Origin of the sequence: Arsenicicoccus piscis, from assembly GCF_022568835.1 — a bacterium.
Taxonomy (GTDB): Bacteria; Actinomycetota; Actinomycetes; order Actinomycetales; family Dermatophilaceae; genus Arsenicicoccus; species Arsenicicoccus piscis.
The window spans coordinates 349,797-366,374 of record NZ_JAKZHV010000003.1; the positions used below are offsets into that span (position 1 = coordinate 349,797).

16 protein-coding genes are annotated in these 16,578 nt (G+C 71.4%); 10 read left to right on the forward strand and 6 right to left on the reverse strand.

What is annotated here, in order from left to right; genetic code table 11:
* Position 1: 1 nt before the first annotated feature.
* The 8 genes from MM440_RS07480 to MM440_RS17305 all read left to right on the forward strand — a co-directional run bounded on the left by MM440_RS07480 (position 2) and on the right by MM440_RS17305 (position 10,154).
* Positions 2 to 1,978 carry an acetoacetate--CoA ligase gene (locus MM440_RS07480; RefSeq protein WP_241443687.1) on the forward strand — a complete coding sequence of 659 codons (1,977 nt, stop codon included), beginning with the start codon at positions 2 to 4 and terminating at the stop codon, positions 1,976 to 1,978.
* Positions 1,975 to 2,895, forward strand: a complete 921-nt coding sequence (locus tag MM440_RS07485) for a 3-hydroxyacyl-CoA dehydrogenase NAD-binding domain-containing protein (RefSeq protein ID WP_241443688.1) — start codon at positions 1,975 to 1,977, stop codon at positions 2,893 to 2,895. The genes MM440_RS07480 and MM440_RS07485 overlap by 4 nt, the downstream gene beginning before the upstream one ends.
* A 70-nt stretch (positions 2,896 to 2,965) precedes the next feature.
* Positions 2,966 to 4,480: an acyl-CoA synthetase gene (locus MM440_RS07490; RefSeq protein WP_241443689.1), complete on the forward strand. Its 1,515-nt coding sequence runs from the start codon at positions 2,966 to 2,968 to the stop codon at positions 4,478 to 4,480.
* The gene (locus MM440_RS07495; RefSeq protein WP_241443690.1) at positions 4,477 to 5,370 is read left to right on the forward strand and encodes an amidohydrolase family protein; all 894 of its coding nucleotides are present in this window, start codon (positions 4,477 to 4,479) and stop codon (positions 5,368 to 5,370) included. Before MM440_RS07490 ends, MM440_RS07495 begins: the two co-directional genes overlap by 4 nt.
* Positions 5,367 to 6,515, forward strand: a complete 1,149-nt coding sequence (locus MM440_RS07500; RefSeq protein ID WP_241443691.1) for an acyl-CoA dehydrogenase family protein — start codon at positions 5,367 to 5,369, stop codon at positions 6,513 to 6,515. Before MM440_RS07495 ends, MM440_RS07500 begins: the two co-directional genes overlap by 4 nt.
* Before the next feature lie 89 nt (positions 6,516 to 6,604).
* Positions 6,605 to 7,993 carry an MFS transporter gene (locus MM440_RS07505; protein ID WP_241443692.1) on the forward strand — a complete coding sequence of 463 codons (1,389 nt, stop codon included), beginning with the start codon at positions 6,605 to 6,607 and terminating at the stop codon, positions 7,991 to 7,993.
* The gene (locus tag MM440_RS07510; protein WP_241443693.1) at positions 7,990 to 8,295 is read left to right on the forward strand and encodes a DUF3467 domain-containing protein; all 306 of its coding nucleotides are present in this window, start codon (positions 7,990 to 7,992) and stop codon (positions 8,293 to 8,295) included. Before MM440_RS07505 ends, MM440_RS07510 begins: the two co-directional genes overlap by 4 nt.
* A 290-nt stretch (positions 8,296 to 8,585) precedes the next feature.
* Positions 8,586 to 10,154 (forward strand): C40 family peptidase, encoded by a 1,569-nt coding sequence (locus MM440_RS17305; protein WP_241443694.1) that lies wholly within the window; start codon positions 8,586 to 8,588, stop codon positions 10,152 to 10,154.
* 93 nt (positions 10,155 to 10,247) lie between these two features.
* On the opposite strand, the gene MM440_RS07520 is transcribed toward MM440_RS17305, so the two are convergent.
* From MM440_RS07520 to MM440_RS07540, 5 genes are all read right to left on the reverse strand, one after another.
* Complete coding sequence (locus tag MM440_RS07520; RefSeq protein ID WP_241443695.1) at positions 10,248 to 10,487, reverse strand: helix-turn-helix domain-containing protein; 240 nt, start codon at positions 10,485 to 10,487, stop codon at positions 10,248 to 10,250.
* Complete coding sequence (locus MM440_RS07525) at positions 10,487 to 10,981, reverse strand: DUF2975 domain-containing protein (RefSeq protein WP_241443696.1); 495 nt, start codon at positions 10,979 to 10,981, stop codon at positions 10,487 to 10,489. The genes MM440_RS07520 and MM440_RS07525 overlap by 1 nt, the downstream gene beginning before the upstream one ends.
* Positions 10,982 to 11,028: 47 nt before the next feature.
* Positions 11,029 to 11,944, reverse strand: a protein-coding gene (locus MM440_RS07530) for an IS5 family transposase (protein WP_241443697.1) whose coding sequence is annotated in 2 segments (ribosomal slippage) — positions 11,029 to 11,592 and positions 11,594 to 11,944 — 915 coding nt in all. Because the reading frame shifts where the segments join, the coding sequence is not laid out codon by codon here.
* Positions 11,945 to 12,104: 160 nt separating this feature from the next.
* Positions 12,105 to 12,881 carry a cytochrome b5 domain-containing protein gene (locus MM440_RS07535; protein WP_241443698.1) on the reverse strand — a complete coding sequence of 259 codons (777 nt, stop codon included), beginning with the start codon at positions 12,879 to 12,881 and terminating at the stop codon, positions 12,105 to 12,107.
* A 12-nt stretch (positions 12,882 to 12,893) separates the two neighbouring features.
* Entirely contained in the window at positions 12,894 to 13,385 is a 492-nt protein-coding gene (locus tag MM440_RS07540; protein WP_241443699.1) for a cytochrome b5 domain-containing protein, read from the reverse strand.
* A gap of 208 nt (positions 13,386 to 13,593) precedes the next feature.
* Here MM440_RS07540 and MM440_RS07545 point away from each other — a divergent pair, with 208 nt between their 5' ends.
* Positions 13,594 to 14,361 (forward strand): VIT1/CCC1 transporter family protein, encoded by a 768-nt coding sequence (locus MM440_RS07545; protein WP_241443700.1) that lies wholly within the window; start codon positions 13,594 to 13,596, stop codon positions 14,359 to 14,361.
* A gap of 3 nt (positions 14,362 to 14,364) precedes the next feature.
* Here MM440_RS07545 and MM440_RS07550 read toward each other — a convergent pair whose 3' ends face one another.
* Complete coding sequence (locus tag MM440_RS07550) at positions 14,365 to 14,886, reverse strand: inorganic diphosphatase (RefSeq protein WP_241443701.1); 522 nt, start codon at positions 14,884 to 14,886, stop codon at positions 14,365 to 14,367.
* 100 nt (positions 14,887 to 14,986) lie between these two features.
* On the opposite strand from MM440_RS07550, the gene MM440_RS07555 reads away from it, so the two are divergent.
* On the forward strand, positions 14,987 to 16,498 hold the full coding sequence (locus MM440_RS07555; RefSeq protein ID WP_241443702.1) for a D-alanyl-D-alanine carboxypeptidase/D-alanyl-D-alanine-endopeptidase: 1,512 nt from the start codon (positions 14,987 to 14,989) through the stop codon (positions 16,496 to 16,498).
* Positions 16,499 to 16,578 lie beyond the last annotated feature (80 nt).

The following is a 16,578-nucleotide window of genomic DNA, read 5'->3' on the forward strand; positions in this document are numbered from 1 at the left end:
CGTGAGCGACCGGACCATCGAGCGCGGCGAGGTGCTGTGGACGCCACCCGCGGACGCGCTGGACACCACCCGTGAGGGCCGATTCCTGCAGTGGGTCAACGAGACTCGCGGCCTCGCGCTCGGCACCCATGAGGACCTGTGGGCCTGGTCGGTCGCCGACCTCGGCGCCTTCTGGCAGGCCGTGTGGGACTACTTCGAGGTGCAGTCGCACAGCCCCCACACCACGGCGCTCGCCTCGCGGGAGATGCCGGGCGCCTCCTGGTTCCCGGGCGCCACCCTCAACTACGCCGAGCACATGCTCGGCACCAGCGAGGACACCGATCGCGTTGCGGTCGTAGGCGTCTCGCAGACACGCGCGGACGTCGAGCTCACCTTCGGCGAGCTCCGGGACCAGGTAGCCCGGGCGCGGACGGTGCTCGCCGGCATGGGTGTCGGTCGCGGGGACCGGGTCGTCGCCTACCTGCCCAACATCCCCGAGACCCTCGTCGCGTTCCTCGCCACTGCGTCGCTCGGTGCCGTGTGGGCGTCCTGCGCCACCGAGCTCGGGCCGCGCTCGGTGGTCGACCGGTTCGCCCAGGTCGAGCCGACGGTGCTGCTCGTGACGGGTGGTTATGTCTACGGGAAGAAGGTCATCGACCGACGCGACGAGGTCGCTGCCGTGCGCGCCGAGCTCCCGGGGGTCGCGCACGTGGTGGACGTGGGCTACGGGCCCTACGCCGTGCCGGACGCCGAGGACTGGCAGGCCCTGCTGCGCGAGGTCACGCCCGAGCCGATGGCGTTCGAGGCCGTGCCGTTCGACCACCCGCTGTTCGTGCTCTTCTCCTCCGGCACCACCGGCCAGCCGAAGGCGATCGTCCACGGCCACGGCGGCATCCTGCTCGAGCACCTGAAGAACCACGCGCTGTCGTGGGACATGGGACCGGACGACCGGATGCTGTGGTTCTCCACCACCGCCTGGATGATGTGGAACGCGCTGGTCAGCTCGCTGCTCGTCCGCGCCTCGATCGTCATGGTCGACGGCAACCCGATGTGGCCCGACGTGGCCTGGCAGTGGTCCCTCGCCGAGCGCACCGGGGCGACGATCATGGGCGCGAGCCCGGGCTGGGTGATGGCCTGTCGCAAGGCGGGCATCGTGCCGCGCAGCGACTACGACCTGGCCGTGCGGCTCGTCGGCTCGGCCGGGGCGCCGTTGCCGCCCGAGGGCTACGCCTGGGTGCTCGACGCGGTGGGTGAGCACGTGATGCTCAACGTGGGCAGCGGTGGCACCGACGTCTGCTCCGGGATCGTGCAGAACCACCCGCTGCTGCCGGTCTACGCCGGCGAGATCTCCGGTCGGGCGCTGGGGGTCGACGTGCACGCCTTCGACGAGGCGGGGCAGGAGGTCGTCGGTGAGCTCGGCGAGCTCGTCATCACCTCACCCATGCCGTCCATGCCGATCGGCTTCTGGGGTGACCCGGACGGCGCGCGCTATCGCGACGCCTACTTCGACCACTACCCGGGAGTGTGGCGACACGGCGACTGGATCGTCTTCAACGACAACGGTTCCTGTCACGTCGCCGGCCGCTCCGACGCCACCCTCAACCGCGGCGGGGTGCGGCTCGGCACCGCCGAGTTCTACCGCGTGGTCGAGGAGCTCGACGGGGTCGCCGACTCGCTCGTGGTCCACCTCGAGGACCCGGCGGGTGGCAACGGCGAGCTGATCCTGTTCGTCGCGCTCGACACCGGCGTAGAGCTGGACGACGCGCTGCGGCGCACCATCGCCGGCGCGCTGCGCGGCTCGCTCTCCCCCCGCCACGTACCGGACCGGATCGTCGAGCTGCCGGTCGTGCCACGCAATCTCACCGGCAAGAAGCTCGAGCTGCCGGTCAAGCGCATCCTCGGCGGGGCCCCGCTCGAGCAGGTCGCCAGCCGCGACGCGCTCGCCGTCCCCACCTCGCTCGACCCGGTGGTCGACCTCGCCAAGGAGCTGGGTCGATGACCTCGGGCGCGGGTACCGTCCGGACCGTGGGTGTCGTCGGCGCCGGCGCGATCGGCGCCAGCTGGGCCGCCCACCTGCTGGCGCAGGGCCGCCACGTGGTCGTCACCGACCCGGCGGACGATGCGCAGGAGCGACTGCTCGCCTTCGTGGAGCCGCTCGTCGACGCGGAATCCCTGGACCGACTGACCTTCTCGCCGGAGATCACCGCGCTGCGCGACGTCGACCTCGTCATCGAGGCGGGCCCGGAGCGGCTCGACGTCAAGCGGTCCGTCTTCGCCGCCCTCGACGCGGTGGTGCGCCCCGACGTGCTGCTCACCAGCTCGTCGTCCGGCCTGCTGCCCAGCGACTTCCAGGACGCGTGCGAACACCCCGAGCGGGTGCTCGTCGCCCACCCGTTCAACCCGCCGCACCTCGTGCCGCTCGTCGAGGTCGTCGGTGGCCGGCTCACCTCGCCGGCGGCGGTAGACCAGGCGATGACCCAGCTCGCGGCGCTCGGCAAGGTGCCGGTGCGCCTGCAGCAGGAGCTCCCGGGCCACGTGGTCAACCGGCTGCAGGCGGCCCTGTGGCGCGAGGCCTACGCCCTCGTCACACGTGGCGCCATCTCGGTCGCCGACCTCGACCTCGCGGTCGCCAACGGTCCCGGGCTCCGCTGGGCCCTGCTGGGTCCCTTTGCCACCCAACACCTTTCGGGAGGTGGTGGGCAGGGCATCGCCCACATCCTTGCGCACCTCGGGCCACCCATGGAGGCGTGGTGGGCCGACCTCAGCCCGGCCACCACCCTCGACCCGAAGATGGTCGACGCGGTCGTGCAGGGCACCGACGCCGAGCTCGCCGACGTCGACGAGGCCGACCTGCTCGCCCGACGCGACGCCGCGCTCGCCCAGCTCATCGCCGACAAGGCCGCCCGGGGTCTGTGACCCTGGCCCACCACCAACCACCAGTCATCACCAACCACCGCACCAGCGACAGCAGCCGACGGAGGCACCCATGCAGGATCGTGGACTCGGATCGTGGCCGACGCGTCGTGCCCGGATGAGCCCGGCCAAGACGGCGCTCGTCGACCGTGGCACGCGAACGTCCTACGGCGAGCTGGATGCTCGTGCCGTGCGGCTCGCCCACGGTCTACGCGGGCTGGGGGTGGAGCGGGGTGATCGGGTGGCCTACCTCGGGCTCAACTCGGCCACCTTCGTCGAGACGATGTTCGCCGTCGCCAAGCTCGGTGCCGTGATGGTGCCCCTCAACACGCGGCTGGCCGCCCCCGAGACGGCGTTCGTGCTCGCCGACAGCGAGCCGCGCATGCTGGTGTGGGACGACCCGTTCGAGCAGGTCGTGACGTCACCGGAGGTGGCCGAGCTCGGCCTCCAGACGGTTCAGGTGGGTGCCGCGCTCGACGCGGTGCGTGACGCCGGTTCGGACGAGCCGCTCGACGAGTCCGTCTCGCTCGACGACCTGTTCATGATCCAGTACACCTCCGGCACCAGCGGGCGACCCAAGGGCGTCATGCTGACGCACGGCAACGTGACGTGGAACGTCTACAACATCCTCGTGGACGTCGACGTGACCAGCGAGGAGGTCGCTCTGGTCACCGCACCGCTGTTCCACACCGCGGCGCCCAACCAGCTGCTCTTCCCCACGATCCTCAAGGGCGGCACCGCCCTCATCGAGGCGCGCTGGGACGCCGAGCGGGCGATCGACCTGATCGAGTCCGAGGGCGTGACCTTCCTGTTCGGCGTCACGACCATGTACTACGCATTGCTGCACTCGCCGCGGTTCGCGAGCGCCGACCTGTCGACGCTGCGCCTCGCGCTCTCCGGTGGCGCGCCGCTGCCCGAGGCGCTGCTCGCGGCCTATCTCGACCGCGGCCTGATGATCGTGCAGGGCTACGGCCTCACCGAGTCCTCGCCCGGGGCAACGATGTTGCGGCCCGCGGACGGCATGCGCAAGATCGGCTCGGCCGGGACGTCCTGCTTCTTCACCGACGTGCGCGTCGTAGACCCCGTGGGCGAGGACGTCGGTCGGGGCGGCACCGGCGAGGTGCTCGTGCAGGGCCCGAACGTCACGCCGGGCTACTGGCGCAGCCCGGACGCGACCGCGGGGGCCCTCGACGAGGACGGCTGGCTGCGCACCGGTGACGTGGCGCGCGTCGACGAGGAGGGCTATCTCTACATCGTCGACCGGCTCAAGGACATGATCATCAGCGGGGGCGAGAACATCTATCCGGCCGAGGTCGAGCAGGCGATCTACGAGCACCCGGGGGTGGCTGAGGTGGCCGTCATCGGGATGCCGGACGAGCGGTGGGGCGAGGTGGGTCGCGCCGTCGTCGTTGCGAAACCTGGTGCGGCACTGAGCGAGTCGGACATCCTGGACCACCTCGACGGTCGGCTCGCGCGCTACAAGATCCCTCGGCGCGTCGACCTCGTCGAAGAGCTGCCGCACAACGCCTCCGGCAAGCTGGTGAAGACCCGGCTCCGGGCGATCCTCGAGGAAGGAACCAGCGCATGAGCATCGACCTGGACGCGGTGACCGCCATCGACGTGCACGTGCACATCGAGAGCGACGACCACGGTCACCACAGCCTGGACGACGAGCTGATGGACGCCTCGGCGGCCTACTTCAAGGCCCAGCACAATCGCACGCCGGGGGTCGAGGAGATCGCGCAGACCTACCGCGAGCAGTCCATGGCCGCAGTGGTGTTCACCGTCGACGCGCACACCGCCACCGGTCACCCGGCCCTGTCGTCGGCCGAGATCTGCGACCGCGCAAGGGACTTCGACGACGTGCTCATCCCGTTCGGCTCGGTCGACCCGCTCGACCCCGGCGCCGTCGCCCTGGCCCGCGAGCTCGTGATCGACCACGGTGCAAAGGGATTCAAGTTCCACCCGAGCCTGCAGGCGTTCGCGCCGAACGACACCACGTTCTACCCGCTGTGGGAGGCGCTGGAGGAGCTGGGGGTGCCGGCCCTCTTCCACACCGGGCAGAACGGCATCGGTGCGGGCCTGCCCGGCGGGCGCGGCATCAAGCTGCGCTACTCCAACCCGCTGCTGCTGGACGACGTCGCGGCCGACTTCCCCGGCCTGACCGTGATCCTCGCGCACCCGTCCGTGCCCTGGCAGGGCGAGGCGATCTCGATGGCCACCCACAAGGCCAACGTCTACATCGACCTGTCCGGCTGGCGGCCCAAGTACTTCCCGCCGGAGCTGGTGCGGGCCGCGGGCGGCCTGCTGCGCCGCAAGGTGCTCTTCGGGACGGACTACCCGCTCATCACGGCCGAGCAGTGGCTCGCGGACGTCGAGGAGCTGGGGCTCAAGCCCGAGGTGCTCCCCGGCATCCTGAAGGACAACGCCGCTCGAGTGCTCCGCCTCGACCGGTCCGATGGAGCTGAGCGGGATTGAGCACCAGGCTGTTTCGTCGTGACGAGGACCACGAGGAGATCCGCGGGCTGGCTCGTGAGGTCGCTCTCGGCCGGGTGGCGCCACACGCCGCGCGGGTCGACGAGGAGCACGCGTTCCCCGTCGAGTCGGTCCAGGCGCTGGTCGAGTCCGACCTGCACGCCGTCGGGATCCCCGAGGCCTACGGCGGGCCGGGCGCCGACCTGCTGGCCTCCGTGGTGGTTGCTGAAGAGGTCGCACGCGTGTGCACCACCACGCAGCAGGTGGTCGGCGCCAACGAGCTCTTCGCCTGGCCGCTGCTGCTCGGCGGGTCCGAGGACCTCAAGACGCAATACCTGCCGCGCGTCGCGTCGGGGGAGACCCTCGGCGCGTTCGCGCTGTCCGAGCCGGAGGCGGGGTCCGACGTCGCCGCCATGACCACGCGAGCTCGCGAGGTGGCCGACGGCTGGGAGCTGAAGGGCACCAAGCGCTGGATCACGAACGCCGGCGTGGCCGGGGTCTACGTCCTCTTCGCCGTGACCGACCCGGACGCGGGCTCGCGGGGGATCTCGGCGTTCGTGGTGGAGCCGGGCGACGGGCTGACCTTCGGCGCACCCGAGCGCAAGATGGGGCTGCGCGGCTCGCCCACCTGCGAGGTCATGCTCGACCGGGTCGTGATCCCGCGCGACCGGATCGTCGGCGAGCCCGGCCAGGGCCTGTCGCTCGCGCTCGGCACGCTGGACCGCACCCGCGCCGTCGTCGCCGGTCAGGCCGTGGGGCTCGCGCAGGGTGCGCTCGACGTCGCCACGGTCTACCTCAAGGAGCGGCGCCAGTTCGGCAAACGCCTTGCGGACCTGCAGGGCCTGCAGTTCATGCTCGCGGACATGGCCGTGCGGGTGCGGGCTGCGCGGCTGCTGGCCTACGCCGCCGCCGAGGAGGCCGAGGAGGGCACGACGACGATGTCCCTGGCCGGCGCGGCCGCCAAGTGCTTCGCCTCCGACACCGCCATGTCCGTCACCACCGACGCCGTCCAGCTGCTCGGCGGCGCCGGTTACGTTCGCGACTACCCCGTCGAGCGGATGATGCGCGACGCCAAGATCACCCAGATCTACGAGGGCACCAACCAGATCCAGCGGATCGTGATCGCGCGCGCCCTGCTCGCGGGGTAGCGGTCCTGCGCCGGCTCGAGGAGCTCGGCAACCCGCTCGGCGCCCCGACCGGCTAGGACCACCACCCGGAGCGCGAGACACTGGGGGCCATGAGCGAGGCGCCGACCATCGAGGGACCGCACTATCTGGTCGGCGGTCGACGGGCGTGGCTCATCTTCGCGGTCGGTGTGCTCGCCTACGCGCTGGCCATCTTCAACCGCACCTCGCTCGGGGTGGCGGGGCTGGTGGCCGCGCAGCGGTTCGGGATCTCCGCGTCGCAGCTGGCGACGTTCACGGTGCTGCAGCTCCTGGTCTACGCGGCGATGCAGGTGCCCGTGGGAGCGATGCTGGACCGCTACGGCTCCCGCGTGCTGCTGCTCGTCGGGACCCTGCTGATGACCGTCGCCCAGCTGGCGTTCGCGCTGGTCCCCGGCTTCTGGGGCGCGCTTGCGGCCCGGTTCGTGCTCGGCATGGGCGACGCCATGATGTTCGTGAGCGTGCTGCGTCTCGTGGCGCTGTGGTTCCCGTCGCGACGGGTCCCGCTGCTGTCCCAGCTCACCGGCCAGATCGGTCAGCTGGGTGTCGTAGCGTCCTCGGTCCCGCTCTCGCTGGCGCTGCGCCACGTCGGGTGGGAGCGAGCGTTCCTCGGGGCGGCTGCGGCCGGGATCGTGTCGGCCGTAGCCATCGTGCTGGTCGTGAAGAACACGCCCGTCCTCACCCCGACCGAGCGTGCACCGCTGGACCCGCGGGTCATTGGGCGGCTCGTGCGCGAGGCGTGGCGCGAGCCCGGCACCCGGCTGGGGCTGTGGACCCACTTCACGACCATGTTCGCTGCCAACGTGTTCTCGCTGCTGTGGGGCTTCCCGTTCCTGGTGCGCGCGCAGGGGTTGTCCGAGGAGGTGGCAGGCACGATGCTCGTGGTCATGAGCGCCACCATGCTCGTGACCGGGCCGGTCGTCGGACTGCTGACCTCGCGCTGGCCCTACCGACGCTCCGACGTCGTGCTGATCGACATCGCGGCCATCGCGACCATCTGGTCGATCGTCCTGCTCTGGCCCGGCCGCGCCCCGCTGTGGCTGCTCGTGCTGCTGGCCGTCGTGACCGCGACGGGTGGACCCACGTCCGCCGTCGGGTTCGACTTCGCCCGCACGATGAACCCGGCCGCGCGGTTCGGCACCTCCAACGGCATCGTCAACGTGGGCGGGTTCGTCGCCTCGCTGGTCGTCATGGGGCTCGTGGGCTTCACGCTGGACCTGCTGACGCCACAGGGCGGGCCGGGCTTCGGCCTCACGGAGTTCCGCTGGGCGTTCGCCACGATGTATCTCGCCTGGGCGCTCGGCGCCTTCCAGATCCTGAGGCTGCGCGGTCAGGTGCGTCACCTCAAGGTGGACGAGCCCGCCCACTATGCCGGACTCATCGAGGGCGAGCTGCCCCGCTATCCCCGCAGGAGTCGCGACCCGAGAACGGCTCGAACCCCCAGAAGGAGAAGGCGATCATGAGCGAGAACCCGGCGGAGCTGCCGCTGCACCTGGATATCGACGTCCCGGCCGACAAGGCGGTGGGGTGTTATGCCGACTTCGTCTCGGTCTGGCACACCAAGGACGTCTTCGTCCTCGACTTCGCCGCTCTCGTCGCGTCGCCCACGCACGGTGAGGGGCCGAACGGCGAGCCGATGTCGGTGGCAAAGTCGATCATCACCTCGCGCGTGCGCGTTCCCCCAGGTCAGGTCTTCGAGGTGATGAAGGCGCTGGAGGCTCAGCTGACGGCCTGGGAGCAGGAGAGCGGTGCCCGGCCGTCCTGAGCGGGTGGTGCTGGTGGCTCTCCGCTCATCTTGGTTGGCCCATCCGGGTGGTCCCGTTATCGAATCGTGATCTGATCGAGCGGCTGTCCGGGGAGCATTCTCCGGCCTGCAAAAATACAACGGTGTTATTCGTGACCGTCGATTCGGGTGTGTCTGATTTGTCTGATGCGCCAATTGTTTATGGTGTGACTCATGTTCTTTGAGTGACCGCATTTCCCTACCCTCGTTGAGGATCAGCCGCACCCCACTCCCGTATCCCGGGTCCCGGCGGCTCGAACGAGAGGGACATCGTGGTCACCACCACCAGTCGGTCTGTCCGGCCCACCCGGTCTACCCGGTCCAGCCGTGTTGCCGCGGTCGCAGTCGCGGGGGCGCTCGCCCTGGCCGCGCTCGACCCGGGTGCTGCCGTCGGCGCGCCGTCACCGAACCCCAGCCCCGGTGCTGGATCGGGTGCGGCCTCGGGTGCGGCCTCAGGTGCCGCTGGTGCCGCCGTGCCGACCTTCCCGTCGGCCGCCGAGGTCCTCGCCGCTCGCGCGGCTGCCGGGGACAAGGCCGGCCAGGTGCGGCAGGCGCAGGCGTCCTACGCCGCCGCGGCCGACGCGGTCTCGGCCGCCCGCGACGCCGCCGAGCTCGCGGCCGAGGAGTACAACGGGGCCCGGGTGCGGCTGGACGCCTCGACCAAGGCCCTGGCCACGGCCGAGCAGTCGGCCCGCGCCGCCCAGGCCTCGGCCACCGTCGCCGATCGTGACCTCGGCCGGGTCGCCGCCGACACCTACAGCACGTCCTCGCAGAGCCTCGCCGATCTCGAGGCGATCGTCTCCGCCGAGGGGACCGACGAGGTCGTCCAGCGGCTGAGCGGCCTGCAGACGCTCGCCGACCTGCAGAACCAGCGGCTGCAGCAGGCCTCCGCCGTCGCCGCTACCACGTCGTTCACCGCGTCCGCACTGCAGCGGGCTCGCGACCAGCGGGCCGCCGATGCCGCGGCTGCTGAGATGGCCCGCTCCCGTGCCGCCTCGTCGGCGGAGCAGGCCGAGGCCGTCGCGGTGCGAGCGCAGCAGACCCAGCAGGTCCTGCTGGACCAGCTCGCCCAGCTGCAGGCCACGTCGGTGGCCGTCGAGCAGCAGCGCCAGGACGGCCTGCGCGCCGAGGCCGCCCGCCGCGCCGCCGAGGAGCGGGCTCGCATCGAGGCCGCCCGCCAGGCCGAGATCGCCCGCAAGGCCGCAGCCGCAGAGGCCGCCGCCAAGGCGGCAGCCCAGGCGCGCGCGGAGGCAGCTCGGGTCGCCGCGGCGCGTGAGGCCGCCGCCGCAGCCGCCCAGGCCCGCGCGGCCGCCCGAGCGCGCGCTGCTGACGCGGCAGCCAAGACCCGGGCAGCCCAGCGCGCCCAGGCTCGCGCCGACGCCGCTGCCGCTGCGGCACGCAGGTCCACCCCGGCCCCAGCGGCACGGAACGCCACCGCGGCGCCGTCGGTACGGTCTACCAGACCGGTGCGGAGCACCCGCAGCGGTGCGGCCGCCGCCATCGCGTTCGCAAAGGCCCAGCTGGGCGAGTGGTACCTGTGGGGCGGCAGCGGCCCGGACCGCTGGGACTGCTCGGGCCTGACCCAGGGCGCGTGGGCCGCCGCGGGCGTGCAGCTCGACCACTACACCGGCTCGCAGTGGGCGCAGACCGACCGGGTGCCGCTGTCGGAGCTGCGGCCCGGCGACCTGGTCTTCTTCGGCGGCAGCGCGTCGAGCATCCACCACGTCGGCATGTACCTCGGCGGCGGCATGATGATCAACGCCCCGCACACCGGCGCGCAGGTCCGGATCGAGTCGATGTACTGGAGCGACCTGCTGCCCTACGGCGGGCGGGTGCGCTGACCGCTGGTCTGGTGGTCTGCGCGGGGTGCCGCGAGGGGCCCGTGCCGGGTGGTGACGAGGTGGTTGGCGACCGAGATGGTGGTTGGCCACGGTCTAGGGCGTGTCTGACAATTCGGCGGGCTGCAGGTCGTGGTCTTCGTAGCGGAGTAGGTCGCCGGGTTGGCAGTCGAGGACTCGGCATATCGCGTCGAGTGTTGCGAAGCGAACGGCTTTCGCGCGTCCGTTCTTGAGGACTGCGACGTTCGCTGGGGTGATACCGATGGCGTCTGCGAAGTCGCCGACGCTCATTCCGCGTTCGGTGAGCATGCGGTCGATCGTGATGCGGATGGTCATCACACGACCTCGTCCAGTTCGGCGCGCATCGCGATGGCGTTTCGTAGGAGGGAGCGCAGAACGAGGGTGATGCAAGCGATCGCGATGAGGGTGAGGCAGGCCATCGCCTGGACGAGGGCGAGGAACGGGCTCCCGGCCTGGCCGGTGCTGATCACGACGAATCCCGTGACGATCAGCACGACGGCGCACCCGACGGTGACCACGAGCACATCGACCCAGAGCAAGGACGGACGTGTGAGCATGGTGCCGCTGTAGATGCGGTGCACCAGGAGCGCGACCATGGCGAGGGCGATGAGGCCGAGGAGGGTGAGGGTGATCGCGATTGCGAGGAGCGGTTCGCGGAGGTCTGCGTACTCGGGAAGGCTGGTCGCGACGTTCGCGGAGAAGCTGGGTAGGAGCGCGATCGCGCCGAGGCCGACGAGGAACAGGATCCCAAGGAGTGCTTCGGTGGCGATGACGAGAGCGAGTGGCGGGCGAGGGAGGTCGAGATTCATGTATCGAGTCTCGATAGATACCTATCGAAAGTCAATAGATGCATTGATCATGATGCAGCAGGCCCTTGCGGAGTCGCCGCGATGAGCAGTCGAGACCACGCGATGACCGCGTTCAGGACGACGGCACCGCGGTAGACCACGGCGTGCTTGTCGTAGCGGGTCGCAAGACCGCGCCACTGTTTGAGGTGACAGTAGCTGCGTTCGATAACATTCCGGTTCTTGTAGTCCGCGGCGTCGAGCCCGACCGGGCGCCCGCCACGTGACCCGCGCCGCTTGCGATGACCCTTCTGGTCGTCGGGCTCAGGGATCACAGCCTTGACCTTGCGGGAGCGGAGATGGCTGCGTATCGCGCGGGAGGAGTACGCCTTGTCGCCGCGGACCGCGTCAGGGCGGGTCCGCGGCCGGCCCGTATCACGGCCGACCCGCAGCTGCGCCATCAGCGGCAAGAACATCGGCGAATCGCCCGCTTGCCCCGGCGTGATCAGCGTCACCAGCGGGAGCCCGTTGCCGTCCACGAGCTGGTGGATCTTCGTCGACAGCCCACCGCGGGAGCGGCCGATGCCATGGTCGGGCGGCTCGACCCGTGGATTCGTGTAATTCGATCCAGCCCCCTGTGAGGCGGGTCGTGTTCGTCGCGTGCTGATGCGCACGCGCGATCGTGGAATCCACCGACAGCGACCAGTCGATCAAACCCGCCGCGTCCGCGGCTGCGGCGAGCTTGTCGAGCACCTTGTCCCAGGTTCCGTCCGATGCCATCCGGTGATGCCATGTCCACACCGTCTGCCACGGACCGAACACCTCAGGCAGGTCACGCCAGGCGATCCCAGTCCGATACCGGTAGACGATCCCCTCAACCATCTGGCGGGCATCCGCGAACGGCCTGCCCTTCCGGCCCGTCGGCCGCGGCAACATCCCCTCGATCAACGACCACTGGGCATCCGACAGGATCTGAAACCGCGACACCGAACCAGCCTCTCAGCGCGTCCCCGACCTATTTGTCAGACACGCCCTAGGCGTCGAGATGGTGGTTGGCCACTGAGATGGCTGGTGTAGCAGCCGTCTCGGTGCCGAAGTGCCATGTCGGCGGAGTGGGGGTGACCAACCACCATGTCGACGCGGCGGGTTACCCGGCGAGGACGCCGATCTGGAAGCCGGCGAGGCGCTGGTGCGGCTTGGCGTCGCTGCCGTGTTGGGCGGTGAAGGCGGCCGACCCGTCGGTGCCGCACAGGCCCTCGATGGGCGCCGGACCGCCCGGGTGGTCGTTGATCCAGCTGGTCAGGTCGTAGACCTTGCGGTCGATCGTCGTCCAGCACGAGCTCGCGGTCTTGTGGGTCGCGACCTGGGCGAGGGTGTAGCTGGTGGTCGACGCGGCGGCCGTGGGGGAGGCGGTGCCGGTCGGCGTCGACGTCGAACCGCTGGTCGGCGTGGCGGAGGAGCCCGAGCCGCCGGAAGACGCAGCGGCGGTGTCACCCCAGACGGCCTGCGCGCCGCTGTGGCCGACGAGGCCGACCAGGACGGTCGCGGCGAGGGCCAGGATGGTCATCACGACGCCGCTCACCAGGGCCACCGTGCCGTGGTCGGTGCGCTGAGCGGCGTACCAGAGCAGCGCGACGAGCATCAGGATGCCGGCGACGGGCACGAGTCGATCGGCCCATTCGGCGTGCTCGAACGGCACGCCCTGGTGGCGGGCCAGCGCCTCGCCGGACTCCTTGGCGATCAGGGTGCTCGCCGCAGCGACGACCACGCCGATCACGGTGGGCCCGGCAGCGCGGCGGCGCCAGGCCGGGACGAGGAAGGCCGCCACCAGCGACAGGGCGCTCAGCGGCAGCAGGACGACGGCCGCGTGCACCACGAGAGGGTGCAGCGGCAGCCCGAGGAAGGTGTCGAAGAGGGATTCCATGTCTGCCTCGCCTCAGCCGGAGAAGGTGCCGATCTTGAACTGGGCGAGCCGCTGGTGCGGCACGGCGTCGTTCGCGTGCTGGGTGTTGAACGCCTGCGTCGCGTCCGTGCCGCAGATGGCCCGGATCTTGTCCGGGCCACCCGGGTGGTCGCCGATCCACTTCGTGAGGTCGTAGACCGTCTTGTCGATGGCGACCCAGCACGAGGAGCTGTTGTTGTGGTCGGCGACCACGGCCATCGAGTAGCTCTTGGTGGTCCCGTTCGCGGTCCCGGTGGCCGTCGGGCTGCTGGTCGCCGTGCCCGCCGCCGTGCTCGTCGTCGTGCCGGTGCCGGCGGGGCTGGAGGTGGCCGCGTCGGTGGTGGTCGCGCTGGTCGTGGTGGTCGGGCCGGCCGGCGCGGGCTCGGTCGTGCCGGCGGTGGTGCTGCTGCCCGAGCAGGCGGACGTCCCGAGAGCGAGCAACGTGCCGACGACGCTCACGGCGAGCAGGTGGGTGGGGGTGCGCATGTTGTCCGTGGTGTCCTTCCTGGAGCCTGGAGCCTGGCGCGTCGGCGGGGAGGGCTCTCGCGCTGAGAGGTGACGCGCCACGTTCAAACAACCACATGCGGGCTGGGTATGGTCAGACCGCCACCTGTGAATAGGTCGGCTCTCAATCCCACGTCAGGTCCACGCCAGGTCGCGGTGGGCATGTCAGACCGCTGTCAGGAGGCACGCAGTGAACCCGGACGACGTCCCTACCGGCTCTGGTCCCGCCCCGCGGGAGGTTGCCGGCCCCCGACTGCCCCACCCCGGGGAGCAGCACGAGGGCTCGACGAGCGGCACGCTCAACTGGCTGCGCGCCGGCGTGCTCGGCGCCAACGACGGCATCGTGTCGGTGTCCGGCCTGGTCATCGGCGTCGCCGCGTCCGGCGCGAGCCACGAGGCGTTGCTCACGGCGGGCATCGCCGCCGTGGCCGCCGGCGCGTTGTCGATGGCGGTGGGGGAGTACGTCTCGGTCTCCACGCAGCGCGACACCGAGTCGGCGCTGCTCGCCAAGGAGCGGCGCGAGCTGGCCGAGGAGCCGGAGGCCGAGCTCGCGGAGCTCACCGCGATCTACGAGGACAAGGGTCTGGAGCCGGCGCTCGCCGCGCAGGTCGCGGAGGCCCTCACCGCGAAGGACGCGCTGGCGGCGCACGCCGAGAGCGAGCTGAAGATCGACCACGAGGCGCTGACCAGCCCGTGGCAGGCGGCGTTCGCCTCGTTGGGGTCGTTCGTCGTCGGTGCCGTCCTGCCGCTGATCACCATCGTGCTGCTCAGCCCGGCCTGGCGGGTGCCCGGCACGGTCGTGGCGGCGGCCCTGGCGCTGGGACTCACGGGCTACACGTCGGCCCGGCTCGGGGGAGCGGCCATCGGCCGACCGATGGCGCGCAACGTCCTCGGTGGACTCGCGGCCATGGCCGTCACCTATGCGATCGGATCCCTGGTCGGGACCTCGATCGGCTGAGGCTCAGTGCGCGTTGGGCAGCGGCCAGCGCAGGGTGTTCATGTTGGCATCCTTGGCGCGCTGGAAGGCCTCCAGGACGATCTCCTCGGCCCGCTGCCGACCCGCCCAGTGGGCTCCCTCGACGGACTTGCCGGGCTCGAGGTCCTTGTAGGTCTCGAAGAAGTGCTGGATCTCGAGCCGGTCGAAGTCGGAGATGTGGTCGAGCTCGGTGATGTGGTCCTTGCGGGGGTCACCGGCGGGGATGCACAGGAGCTTGTCGTCGCCACCGGCCTCGTCGCGCATGTGGAACAGGCCGATCGGTCGGGCCAGCACCACGCAGCCGGGGAAGGTCGGCTCGTCGAGCAGCACGAGCGCGTCGAGCGGGTCGCCGTCCTCACCCAGGGAGTCCTCGACGTATCCGTAATCGGCCGGGTAGCGGGTCGAGGTGAAGAGCATGCGGTCCAGCCGGATGCGCCCCGTCTCGTGGTCCACCTCGTACTTGTTGCGGTTTCCCGAGGGAATCTCGATGGTGACGTCCAGCTCCACGGTGTGGCCCCTTTGCGGTGTGATCACGGCGGCGTGTCCTACGCTGCCGACAGTCTTCCAAATGCCATGGTCGTCCGCACCACCAGAGAGGCTGCCCCCTGTGCGTCGTTCGTCACTCACGGCTGCGGGTGTCGCGCTCGCGGTGGCGGCCTACGGCACGCTCGACGCCTTCGACATGGTCCCGGGTGTGCTGACGATCGACCACGACCCTAGTGCACCGGCCATCGCCCGGACGGTCCAACCCTCGGATTCGGCGGCCGGCGGCGCGGGCGGGAGCGGTTCGTCGCCCGGCTCGTCACCGAGCGCTGTCGCACCCCAACCCCCCGTCGTAGACCCCTCTGCGGCTGCGCTGCCCGCGGCCCGGACCAGCGGGGTCACCACGGCCGGCCTCGCCCGGGCGCTCGGCGGCCCGCTGGCCGACCCCGCGCTTGGCCCCTCCGTGGGACTGGCCGTGCGCACGGGTGCCGGCGGCGCGGTCTACGGGAAGGGGGAGGGGGTGGAGCACACCCCCGCGTCGTCGCTGAAGCTGCTGACCGCGAGCGTCGTCGTGGACACGCTCGGCGCCGACACCCGCCTGCCCACCACCGTCGTGCGCTCTGCGCCGGCTGCGGGGACCGGCGGAGCGACGGCCACGCCGACCCTCACCCTGGTCGCGGGCGGCGACACCCTGCTCGGGACGGGGGCGTCGGCGCCGGGTCGGATCGCCGGCCACGCCGGCCTGCAGACGCTCGCCGACCAGGTGGCGAAGGCGCTCGGGACGACCAAGAGGGTCACCCTCGCCGTCGACACCTCGCTGGCTGCCGGGCCGGACTACGCGCCGACGTGGGACCCGGCCTTCCTGGCCGAGGGGATCGTCGGCAAGGTCGCCCCGATCGGGCTCGGCACGGACCTGGTCGCCGTCGGCACACCTGGCGTGTCCGACCCGGTGGACCGGGCCTCGGAGGCCTTCGTGGCGGCGCTCGCGAGACGCGGCGTCACCGTGATCGGTGAGGTGCGCCGCGCCACCGCGCCCGCCGGGGCGACGACGGTCGGCTCGGTCGAGTCCGCGCCGGTGGCCGACCAGCTGGCGGTGGCCCTGCAGCGCAGCGACAACGCGCTCACCGAGGCCCTCGCGCGGCTGGCCTACCGCAGGGTCACCCCGGCGCCGGGGCGCGCGACGAGCTTCGCCGAGGTGGCCACGTGGGTGCGGGGCCGGCTGGCGGCCCAGGGCTACGACCTCGCCGACGCCCGGATGGCCGACGTATGCGGGCTCTCGCCGGGCTCTCGGGTCAGCGCCCGGCTGCTCGCGGACGCGCTGGTGCGGGGCAGCACCGGGGCGTCGCCGGGGCTCGCGCGGGTGGTGGCCGACCTGCCCGTCGCCGGGCTGAGCGGCACCCTGGCCGAGCGGTTCGTCTCCGGCGGGTCGGTGGCGGCCGCGGGGGTCGCCCGGGCCAAGACGGGCACCCTCACCGGGGTCAGCTCGCTCGCCGGGACGGTCGTGACCGCGGACGGCGAGCTCCTGGTCTACGCGCTGCTGGCGGACCAGGTGCCGAGCGCGACCGGCACCCTCGCCGCCCGCTCGGCCCTCGACGACGTCGTGGCGACGCTCGCCCGGTGCGGGTGCCGAGGCTGACCACCCGAGGCTGACCACCAGAGGCTGACCGTTGCGCCACGGCCGGCGCCGATCCGTGCGAGGGTGGCCGGGAACGCTTC